At 62.5% G+C, this 12,160-nt stretch carries 3 protein-coding genes; 1 reads left to right on the forward strand and 2 read right to left on the reverse strand.

The genetic code is table 11. The features are described from left to right. Nucleotides 1-76 precede the first annotated feature (76 nt). Nucleotides 77-8,896 carry a GH36-type glycosyl hydrolase domain-containing protein gene (locus Q7S58_RS15070; RefSeq protein WP_370655528.1) on the forward strand — a complete coding sequence of 2,940 codons (8,820 nt, stop codon included), beginning with the start codon at nt 77-79 and terminating at the stop codon, nt 8,894-8,896. A 247-nt stretch (nt 8,897-9,143) separates the two neighbouring features. Here Q7S58_RS15070 and Q7S58_RS15075 read toward each other — a convergent pair whose 3' ends face one another. Then, nucleotides 9,144-10,358: a DUF1329 domain-containing protein gene (locus tag Q7S58_RS15075; protein ID WP_304827416.1), complete on the reverse strand. Its 1,215-nt coding sequence runs from the start codon at nt 10,356-10,358 to the stop codon at nt 9,144-9,146. A gap of 464 nt (nt 10,359-10,822) precedes the next feature. Then, entirely contained in the window at nt 10,823-11,809 is a 987-nt protein-coding gene (locus Q7S58_RS15080) for an alanine racemase (RefSeq protein WP_304827418.1), read from the reverse strand. Nucleotides 11,810-12,160: the final 351 nt, after the last annotated feature.

Below are 12,160 nucleotides of genomic sequence, written 5' to 3' on the forward strand. Positions count from 1 at the left end.
TCAACGATTTTGCGCCACGCCCGCGCGGACCCCGCCGACCAACGAGGCAAGTTTGAATCTGGTATTCCTGCGGGCCATGAAGGGCCCGGCCGCATCGTTCGCGCGAGATGCCGAGGAACCGATCCGTGCGGAACTGTTCAGTATCGAGCGTCTCGAAGAGCACGGCGAGACGCTGGCAGTTGCCCAGCGCGTTACGGACCGCCCCGGCGCAGGACGCCCGATGGCGTCGAGGGTACGCGCCAATGCACGGGTGCTGCTCGAAGTGTATCGCGGCACCGCCGCCGCGATTCGTGAGGAACGCGCTATCACTCCTGCGGCCGAATGGCTGGTGGACAACTTTCACGTCGTAGAGCAGCAGATTCGCGAAATTCGCGACGACCTTCCGCGCGGCTTCTATCGCCAACTGCCCAAGCTTGCGGACGGTCCGCTGGAGGGCTATCCGCGCGTGTTCGGCATCGCGTGGGCCTTCGTCGCGCACACCGACAGCCATTTCGATCCGCAGACGCTCAGCCGGTTCGTGCAAGCCTACCAGCGAGTTCAACCGCTGACGATCGGTGAGCTATGGGCGGTCGCGATTACGCTCAGGATCGTGCTGGTGGAAAACCTCCGGCGTTTGGCCGCGCGCATCGCCGCCGAACGGACGGCGCGCCAGCAAGCCGACGCGCTGGCCGATCGATTGCTCGGAGACGGCGGCCGCGAGCCCGAGCCCGCCGCAACCGCCCTCAGGGCGTTGGCACGATCGCCGCTGTCGGCGGCCTTCGCGGTGCAGTTGGTGCAACGCTTGCGCGATCAGGATCCCAAGGTGACGCCAGCGCTGCGCTGGCTCGATCAAAGGCTGCGGGAGCAGGGAACCACGGCTGACGAAATAGTCCGCACCGTGCATCACGGGCAGGGCGCGACCAACGTCACCGTGCGCAATGTGATCACCAGCATGCGCCTGATGTCGGCCGTCGATTGGGCGGAATTCTTCGAGAGCGTGAGCGTGGTCGATGCGGTGCTGCGGGCCGACAGCGACTTCGCCGCGATGGATTTCCCGACCCGGGATCGTTACCGGCATGCGATCGAGGAACTCGCGCGCGGTTCGGGGCATACCGAGATCGAGGTCGCTGAGCACGCGATCGCGGCGGCCAAACGCGCAGCGCCGGAAGGCCCCAATCGCGATGCGGCGACCGCTCGCCGCGAGCATGACCCCGGCTATTACTTGATCTCGCGCGGGCTTCATGCGGTTGAGAAAGAACTCGGATTTCGAGCCCCGATTCGCGATTGGATAGAGCGCGCCAACGCGGCGGCGGGAATCAAAGGCTATCTCGGAACGATCGCGGTCGTCAGCGCTCTTATCCTCGCGACGGCGCTATTCGCTATCGCCGAGGCTCACGTCCCCGAATGGACGCTGTTCATCCTCGCGATCGTCGGAGTAATCCCGGCAATGGACACTGCGGTGACGATCGTCAATCGCGCCGTCACGATTTGTATCGGCCCAGCATCGATTCCCGCGCTCGAGCTTCATGATGGAGTGCCGTCGAGCCTGCGCACGATGGTCGTGATGCCCACCTTGCTGACCACACCGGCGGAACTCGAAGAGCAGGTCGAGCGTCTGGAGGTTCATTATCTCGCGAGTCCCGACGGCGAGCTGCGCTTTGCGCTGCTCTCGGACTGGTGCGACTGCGCGACTGAGAGTGCAGCCGGTGACGACGAGCTGCTCGGCGCAGCCGCGGGCGGGATAGCTCGTTTGAACCTGCGTCACGGACCCGCCCCGGACGGCGAGCGATTTATCCTGCTCCATCGGCGCAGAGTCTGGGACGAAGCAGAAGGAAAGTGGATGGGATGGGAACGCAAGCGCGGGAAATTGCATGAGCTGAACCGATTGCTTCGCGGTGCGACCGATACCAACTTCATCGGCGTGGATGGCCGTCCGCCGCTCGTGCCGGCCGGTGTCCGCTACGTGATCACCCTCGACGCCGACACCCGGCTGCCGCGCGGCGCAGCCAAGCGGCTGGTCGGCAAGATGGCTCATCCGCTCAACGCTCCGCGCTTCGACCCGCAATGCGGCCGCGTGGTCGAAGGGTACGGGGTGCTCCAGCCGCGAGTCACGCCGTCGCTGCCGACCGGGCGCGAGGGGTCAGTTTTCCAGCGCGTATTTTCGAGCGCGAGCGGCATCGACCCGTACGCGTTCGCGGTTTCCGACGTGTACCAGGATCTACTCGGCGAAGGCTCCTACAGTGGCAAGGGAATTTATGACGTCGACGTCTTTGAGGCGGCGCTCCGAGGGCGCGTTCCCGACAACACGCTGCTGAGCCACGATCTCTTCGAGGGCACCTTTGCACGCTCGGGATTGGCCTCCGACGTCGAGGTGGTGGAGGAATTTCCGTCCCGTTACGACGTTGCCGCAGCAAGGCAGCATCGATGGGCGCGCGGCGACTGGCAACTGCTGCCGTGGATTTTGGGGCGCGGTCACGCCGTCGGCGAGGATCGCCGCCGCATGGGCGGTGACGGTACTAGCTCAGCGATTCCCGCCCTCGGGCGCTGGAAGATGATCGACAACCTGCGCCGGACGTTATCTGCGCCGACCGCATTCATCGCGTTGATCGTGGGATGGATGCTGCCTTTTTCCGCCGCCCTGATTTGGACCGGATTCGTCATCGCAACGATCGCGACCGCGCCGATGCTCCCGTTCATCACCGGAATCGTGCCGCGCCGCCTCGGGATCTCCAAGCGCAGCCACGTGCTAGCGGTCGGCGCCGATCTCGCCAGTGGATTGGCGCAGATCGCGATGCTGCTTACCCTGCTCGCGCATCAGGCATGGCTGATGACGGACGCGATTGCGCGGACCCTCAATCGGCTGTTGGTAAGTCATCGACGATTGCTCGAATGGGTGACCGGGGCGCAGGCAAAGTTGACGACCCGTCTCGATCTCCGCGGATTTTACCAGAGGATGGCCGGCGGCGTCGCGCTGGGGGCCGCGGCCGCGATTTTTGTAGCGTTTGAACACCATCGCGCCGGGTTGCTCGCGGTTCCATTCGTGCTCCTGTGGCTATTGGCGCCGGTGATCGCGCGCTGGGCCAGTCTTCCGCCGCCGATCGGCGGCGCCAAGCCGGTCTCGATTGCCGATGCGCGAGCACTCCGGCTAACCGCACGCCGCACCTGGCGTTTCTTCGAGAAGTTTGTGACTGCGGAAGACAACCTGCTGCCGCCCGACAACTTTCAGGAAGTTCCGATTCCGGTTGTGGCCCATCGGACCTCGCCCACCAATCTCGGACTCTATCTTCTGTCGGTGATTGCGGCTCACGATTTCGGCTGGGCTGGTACGCACGAAACCATTGAGCGACTGGATGCAACGCTCGCAACGATGAATCGGCTCGAGCTTTTTCGCGGCCACTTCTACAATTGGTACGGAACCAGCGATCTGCGGCCGCTGGAACCCAGATACGTTTCCTCGGTGGACAGCGGAAATCTCGCGGGACATCTGATCGCGCTCGGTAACGCCTGCCGCGAGATGATTACCCGTCCGGTGCTGGCCCCGCAGCGGACCGCGGGAATCGAAGACCTGGTTGCGCTCACCCGTGAATCGCTCGGCATGCTCACCGCCGACCGCCGAACTCATATCGTCACGCCGAAGCAATTGGAGGAGGCGCTCGACAGCCTTTGCGCAGCGCTTCGATCGGAACCGCTAACTCCCGTGGCTGCTGCCGCGCAGATGGCGGAACTCTTGTCGCAGGCCGACTCCGTCAGCGACATCGCGCGAGCGCTAACCCAGGATCGCGCCGATTCGGAGAGTACCGAGCTCCTGGCCTGGGCGGAGTCGCTGCGCGGATGCATCTGGAGTCACCAGCGTGAGATCGAACTGCTGATACCCTGGGCGACTCTCGTCGCGCGCGACGGCGATGCTGCGTTCCGCGCGAAGGATTCGGGACCAATCTGCGCGGACGATGGGCTCGGAATTCTATTCGACTCGGTGCCGACCCTGGCTACGCTGGCGGATCGGTGCGACCAGGCGACCGGCATACTGATGCATCGCAAGACGGAACTCGCGGCCACCCCGGGCGCGTCCGGAGGCTCGGTCGTACGAATCGACGCGATGCTCACGGCGCTTAAGAGTTCCGCGCACGCAGCAATATCGCTCGAACGGCGTTTGACCGAGATCGGCGCAACGGCGGGCAGGATGTTCGACGCGATGAAGTTCGACTTTCTTTTCGACCCCGCGCGCCAGTTACTTTCGATTGGATATCGCGTCACCGACGGCATTCTGGACCCGAACTGTTACGACTTGCTCGCATCGGAAGCGCGGCTTGCGAGTTTTGTCGCAATCGCGAAGGGCGACGTGCCGGTCCGTCACTGGTTCCGGCTGGGGCGCGGCCTGACTCCAGTGGTTCGAGGTTCTGCGCTGATTTCATGGTCGGGATCGATGTTCGAGTACCTGATGCCGTCGCTGGTGATGCGCGCTCCGCTCGGGAGCCTGCTCGAACAGACCAACCGGTTAGTGGTTCGCCGGCAGATTAAATATGGCGCGGAGCTTGGAATGCCGTGGGGCGTTTCGGAATCCGCATTCAACGCGCGCGATCTCGAACTCACCTATCAGTACTCGAACTTCGGGGTGCCCGGGCTCGGGCTTAAGCGGGGCCTAAGTGAGAACGCGGTGATTGCTCCCTACGCGACGGCATTGGCGGCGATGGTCGATGCGGAAGCGGCAGTGCTGAATTTCGCTCGGCTATTGCTGGCCGGCGGTCTCGGCCGCTTCGGCTGGTATGAAGCGCTCGACTACACGCCCTCGCGGGTGCCGGAAGGTGAGACGGTCGCGATCGTGCGCGCCTATATGGCGCATCATCAGGGCATGACCCTGGTCGCGATCGCTGATGCGCTGCTCGATGGCGCGATGCGCGCGCGCTTTCACTCCGAGCCGATTATTCAAGCAACCGAGCTGTTGCTCCAGGAACGGACGCCGCGCGACGTCGCGGTTGCTCGCCCGCGTGCCGAAGAGGTCAAAGCCGAAGGCAACGTTCGCGAGATCACGGTGCCGACGATTCGCCGCTTCCATTCGCCGCACGACCTGATCCCGCGCACCCATCTGCTGTCTAACGGCAATTACACGGTGATGATCACCGCGGCCGGCTCGGGGTTCAGCCGATGGCGGGAGATGGCGGTGACGCGCTGGCGCGAAGACGTTACCTGCGATTCGTGGGGTTCGTACATTTTCCTGCGCGACGTGGGCAGCGGCAAAGTTTGGTCGGCGGGTTACCAGCCGAGCGGCGTCGAGGCGGACAGCTACGAAGTCGAGTTCTCCGAGGATCGGGCGGAAATCGTGCGCCGCGACGGCGCCCTGACCACCACGCTCGAAGTAGCGGTCTCGGCGGAGGATGACGCGGAGGTTCGGCGCGTATCGATCTCGAATCTCGGCAACCGGGTTCGCGAGATCGAGCTGACCTCGTACGCGGAAGTGGTACTGGCGCCCGACGCGGCCGACGCCGCGCATCCGGCCTTCTCCAAGATGTTCGTGCAGACCGAGTTTGACGCCGACATCGGCGCGTTGCTGGCGACCCGGCGGCTGCGCTCGCCCACCGACGCACCGATCTGGGCGGCACATCTGGCGGTGGTGGAAGGCGAGTCAATCGGCGAGGTCCAATTCGAAACCGACCGCGCGCGCTTCCTTGGCCGCGGTCGCGACGCTCATATGGCGATTTCGGCAACCGACGGACGGCCGCTTTCCGATACGGTCGGCACAGTACTCGATCCGATCTTCAGTCTTCGCCGCCGAGTTCGAATACCGGCGGGCGCCACGGCGCGGGTGGCCTTCTGGACGATGGTCGCGCCGACCCGTGCGGAAGTGCTCGACCAGGCTGACAAACATCACGATTCCAACGCGTTCGAGCGCGTGTTGACGCTCGCGTGGACGCAGGCGCAAGTGCAGTTGCATCACCTGAGAGTGGGTGCCGATGAGGCGCATCTATTTCAGCGTCTGGCAAATCGCGTGCTCTATTCGGATCCGACCCTGCGCCCTTCGCCCGACGTGCTGAAGCGAGGTGAGGGCGGCCCATCGAAGCTGTGGGGGAGTGGAATCTCGGGCGATCTGCCAATCGTGCTGGTGCGCATCGATGAAGCCGAAGATTTGGAGATCGTCCGCGAGCTGGTGCGCGCCCACGAATATTGGCGGATGAAACGGCTCGCCGTTGATCTAGTGATTCTGAACGAGCGCCCGCCGTCCTACGATCAGGATCTGCAAGCCGCGCTGGAGGCGTTGGTCCGGACCAACCTGGCGCGCCCGAAATTCGACGGTGAAGGCACGCGCGGGAGCGTGTTTGTCTTGCGCTCCGAGTTGGTTTCGGTCGAGGTGCGAAGCCTGCTTCAGAGCGTCGCAAGAGCGGTGCTGCTAAGCCGGCGCGGGACGCTCTCCGAGCAGGTCAAACGCCTCGAGATGTTCGAGCCGGCTGCCGCCCCGCCGCCGCGGCGGGCACCGATGAACGGCCAGATCCAGAGCGCACCCGCGCGCCGCGAGATCGAGTTCTTCAATGGGCTCGGCGGATTCGCAAAAGACGGTAGCGAATATGTCACGACTCTCGGCGAGGGTCAGTGGACGCCGGCGCCGTGGATCAATGTGATCGCCAATTCCTCGTTCGGCTTCCAGGTCTCGGTCGAAGGCGCGGGTTACACCTGGTCGGTCAACAGCCGCGAGAATCAGATCACACAGTGGTCCAACGACCCGGTCGGCGACCGCCCAAGTGAGGTGATTTACGTCCGCGATGAGGATAGTGACGAGCTGTGGGGCCCGAGCGCGCTGCCGATTCGCGAGGATGGCGCGCCGTACGTGGTTCGCCACGGTCAGGGCTACAGCGTTTTCGAGCACAGCTCGCACGGGGTCTCACTTGAGCTGCAGCAATATGTGCCGCTCGACGACTCGATCAAGATTTCGCGCCTCAAGATTCGCAACCTCTCCACCCGAGTCCGGCATCTCTCGGTCACGGCTTATGCGGAGTGGGTGCTTGGCACTGCGCGCGGCGCCTCGGCGCCATTCGTGGTAACCGAGCTCGACGCCGAGACTCGCGCGATGTTCGCACGCAATCCATTCAGCAATGAATATGGAAGCAGGGTGGCATTCGCGGACTTGAACGGCCGTCAACTGTCATGGACCGCCGACCGCACGGAGTTTCTAGGGCGCAACGGCACACTCGACAATCCGGCCGCACTCGCGGACGGGAGGCCGCTCTCGAACCGCGTCGGCGCCGCGCTCGATCCATGTTGCGCGATGCAAACTCCCTTGCATCTCAGGCCGAATGGCGAAGCCGAAATCGTTTTCTTTCTCGGCGAGGCGGCGACCAGGGCCGACGCAGTTTCCTTGATAGCAAAGTACCGAAGCATCGATCTCGACGCAGTGCTGGCCGACGTCACGCGGCGCTGGAACGACGTGCTTGGCGCCGTCCAGGTGAAAACACCCGATCGCTCCATGGACATCATGCTCAACCGATGGCTGCTCTATCAGACCCTCGCCTGCCGCGTATGGGCGCGATCTGCGTTCTACCAGGCGAGCGGAGCTTTCGGCTTTCGCGATCAGCTCCAGGACGTCATGGCCTTGACCGTGGCGCAGCCGGCGCTCGCGCGGGAGCATCTGATCCGCGCCGCCGCGCGCCAGTTCGCAGACGGAGATGTGCAGCACTGGTGGCTTCCGCCGCTTGGTCAGGGGGTTCGCACGCGGGTCTCCGACGATCGCATATGGCTGCCGTTCGCGGCGGCGCATTACGTCGAGGTCACCGGCGATCTCGCGATCCTGGATGAGACGGCGGCGTTTCTCGATGGCCCCGCTCTGCGCGATGACCAGCAGGAATCGTACTTTCAGCCGATGGTCTCCGAGCAACGCGCAACGCTGTTCGAGCATTGCGCTCGCGCGCTCGATTTGAGTCTCTCGGTCGGCGCCCACGGGCTGCCGCTGATGGGTTCCGGAGACTGGAACGATGGCATGAACCGGGTCGGTGAGAAGGGCAAGGGCGAAAGCGTCTGGCTCGGATGGTTCCTTTATACCACGCTCCTGACGTTCGCTGCGTTCGCGGAACGTCGCGGCGAGGAAGTGCGCACCGCGGCCTGGCGGAACCACGCAGCCGAACTTCGCGACTCGCTTAAGCGCTCAGGATGGGACGGCAATTGGTATCGGCGCGGATACTTCGATGACGGAACGCCGCTCGGTTCGGCCGGAAGCATCGAATGCCGAATCGATTCGATCGCGCAGTCGTGGGGAGTAATTTCCGGCGGCGCGGATCCCGCTCATGGGGCCGCCGCGATGGCGGCTGTCGACGAATACCTGGTGCGCAAAGAGGACGGCCTGGTACTGCTTTTCACTCCGCCATTCGACAAGACTCCGCTCGACCCCGGATACATCAAGGGGTATCCGCCCGGGATCCGCGAGAATGGCGGTCAATATACACATGGCGCAATCTGGTCAGTGATAGCGTTTGCAATGCTCGGTGACGGCGATCAGGCCGGCGAACTGTTCTCGATTTTGAATCCAATCAATCACGCAAACACGCGCGCCGGTATGCAGCGCTATAAAGTCGAGCCCTACGTAGCCTCCGCCGACGTGTACTCGATGCCACCGCATGTCGGGCGTGGCGGATGGACCTGGTACACCGGCTCGGCCGGCTGGATGTATCGAGCGGGCCTCGAGTGGATACTCGGATTTCGTCTGCGGGACAAAGCGCTAGTCATCGAGCCGTGCATACCGAAGGCCTGGAAGGGTTTCGAGATGAGTTTCAAGTACCACTCCGCGCGCTACGATATCGCCGTCGAGAATCCACGTGGCGTAAGCCGCGGAGTCACCCGGGCGGAACTCGACGGCGAGTTGCTGACGGCGGGCATGGCGCGGATCGATCTTTGCGACGACGCCGTCATCCATCGCGTCCGCATCGTCCTTGGCTGATGGCGCTGAGGCTACCCGACGATAGGATCGGTATGGAGATCAAGTTCATTAGTATGTGGTTTCTCCCGAGCACCGCATCAACCTCGAATTCTGAAACGGCCTCCGGTGGCATTGTGGCTTACTCGCTCGCTTTTGGGAGGGTGTATCGCTCATCTCGAGTGGACGGGTCGAAGCTGGCTCAGGCGAAAAAACTGGCGTGATCTTTCGACCACGCCAGTCCGGTTAGCAGGCAGTTTTGCCTAGCTGATTAGAACGATGCCGCGCGGAACATCGCGTCGGTGGTGAAGAACGAACGATCCACCGCGCCCATGTTGATGTACCAGCACTCTTTCTCAGGCGTTTCGATGCCGGGCAGATAGCACATCGTGGCAAGCCCGCTCTGCACGTCGGTCGAAACCGCACCGACGACGAACGAACGCTTGAACGGATAGATCGCCACGCGTGCATCGGGCACCGGGCGATCGCGGGTCGCGAGCCAGTAGATGTGCGCACGGAACAAATTGCCCTTGCGATCATAGGTATCGATATACGGCTCGAACCACATTTCGCTGTCCATGTAGATCAGGGTCCGTGAGTCGAGCGCGTCGATTCGGCTGCGATCCGGCTTGGCCTCGACCACATACATATGGCGCATTTCCCAAGCTTCGGGGCAGGCGCTGGCGCCGCCGTCAGTCGGACAGCGGAGTTCTGGCGAATGCTCGGCATGAACGGTCGCGAGCATGTTCTTCTCGCCAAGGAACTTGTAGAAATACTGCTCAGTCTTGGGATTGAAGCCTGAGTAGTGATCCGGATCCCACGCGTGCGCGGAGGTTCCGCTCGCGGTCGATGAACTCATGATCGACTCGTTGATTCGGCGGATTCGCCGCGAGCCGGCATTGAGGCTCCAGATATCGTCCGAACGCTTCGGATCGGAGTAACGCCAGCGGATGAAACCGGTGCCACGAATTTCTTGCGGAGCGAGCACGGGATAGAGGGCAAATAGCCAGTTGCGACCGCTGTTCTTGAAATCCGGATCGGTCGGGAGCGGTTCGACTTCGGTGCGTCCGACCAGGTTATAGCCAGCATAGTGGCCGATCTGGAAGTACTCGACCTGTCCAGTCTGCGGACCTTTCTTCTGATATTCGGAGTCGCAGTCATAGAAGCGAAGGTCGTAGTCGTCGGTCAAGAGCGGACGGAACGCGTTGTTCCAGATGATCTTGACGGCGACGTCCTGATCGTTCGCGTCAATCAGCGGGAAAGGCTGGCCGGCGACATATCCGACGATCGACTTTTTATCTTGCGAAAGCCGGACCTGCGCAGAGTACTTTTCGGTCGCATCCTTATAAGGAGGTGGCCAATCCACGCGTTGAGACGGGACGATCTTCATCGTCATCCCGCGCTCGACTTTGTAATAAACGCCCGGGCTGACCAGATCCTTAACCTTGAGGGCATTTTCGGGCGTAATAAAGTTGCCCGGTTTCACCTGCGCAAAACTTGTCGCCGGCCAAAATGAAGCCAACAGCGCCAAGGCTGCGACAGCCGCAGTGGCAGAGACTCGCAACAAATTTCTCATAAAAAACGCGGCCTCCTATTAGTTTTACTGCATTCGTCACTCTGACGAACTAATTTGATCATTAGATCAGACAGGCATCGGAGTCAATTAACTTTATGGATTTGTCGACTGCCCTGCCTGGCGGATGAAGCAGTCTGATGCGAACGCGCTCAAGCGTCGTTCGAGCATCGATTCTCGAGCGGAATCATAACCAGGTCGCCGTCACGCTTAGGGTGCCGGGCGACGGCCGAAGCAGAGTCGTTAGGGAAGATAAACAGTTCGCCCGGCTTGAGTTGCGAACACCGGGTCGGTCTGGGTGCAGGCCCCATCATTTGCACGCAAGCGGGACCCGAGAAAATCACCTTCCGGGGGATGCCGCGCTCAAGCCGGGCGCTCTACCATCCGCGCAGGTCGATCGGCCAGGTTTCGAGGATCTCGTCGGCGCGGACCAGATGGATCCGCTCGTGATAGGCGATCGTCGGATCGATGTGCGCCGGCATCACCCGAATGCGATCCCCTACCTTCACCGGTGAAGCCGGCCTGAAAGTGATGTGCTCGTCGGATACAAACCATACCTGATGACCGCCCTCGATCGACGGGTTGCCGTGATCCATTCCCATCGCCTTCAACCCGGAGTCTCCAACCGCGTGCGACGATGACACCGAGATGACGGTCGCCAGCACGGTGAGTCCCTGACGAAACGGCAGACCTAGCTTGGCGTAAGCGGTATCCATCAGTACGTAGGACCCAGCCTGGATTTCGGTCGCCCAGGTGTTGATGTCGTAGGTGCCGGTGCCGCCCGCCGATACTAGGTCGCCGCCGACGGCCCGATGCGCTTGCAGTAGCAGTTCCATTGCTTGAGCGGTCAGCTTCTCACGACTGGCACGGTCTTCAAGGCCTACGACGTGTCCTTCGTAGCCCATCACACCACGTACGATGAGACCCTTGCTGCGCGCGAGATCGGCGAGTCGCGCCGCATCGTCGGGAGCACAACCGCATCGCGGCAGCCCCACGTTCACGTCGATCAGAACTTCTCTTAGCCCGGCCTCAGCAGCGGCGAGAATAGTGGACGCGGAATCGACAGCAACGGTGACGCGCGCGTTGACGGAAGCCAGGCGGCGCGCATCGAGCACTTCGTTGGCGAGCAATAGATCGTCGCCGAGTCCGGCCGCGGCCATTCCTTCGACCTCGCGGATCGTTGCGCAAGTGAAGCTATGATGACCGGCTCGAGCCTGCATTTTGGCGAGTGCGGTGCATTTGTGGGCTTTGACATGCGGGCGGAGCCGCGGACCCGGCAGAGCTGCGGCCATCGTCGCGAGGTTATATTCAAGCGCGTCGGCATCGGCGAGCAGCGCCGGAGTGCGTAGGTCGTGGAGTTTCATCTGATTCGACTCGAGGTGCGGCAAATTGAAAAATCAGGGCTACTTTATACACCACGGGCGGCGAGTTTCGACCTGCACGGAAGCAGAGACGTCGCCACGCACGATGGAAATCGCCTCAAAGAGGAATGGGCCTCGCGCGCTCGCGCAGCGACGGAACAGAGTTGACCCGCTCCGAATAAAGTTCTCCGACCGGTCGAAGGCTGCACGAAAACCCGCAAGCACTCGGGCTATTTCCGGCAAAAAGGGGTCGTGGAAGTTCAAGTCTGGCTCTTCCCGCAACCGAGTCCTCGATCTTGAGCATTCTCCGCGGGGTGCGCGCAATTGGTTTCCATGCGGCGCCAAAAGCCTGCT

The organism is Candidatus Binatus sp. (assembly GCF_030646925.1).
Taxonomy (GTDB): Bacteria; Desulfobacterota; Binatia; order Binatales; family Binataceae; genus Binatus.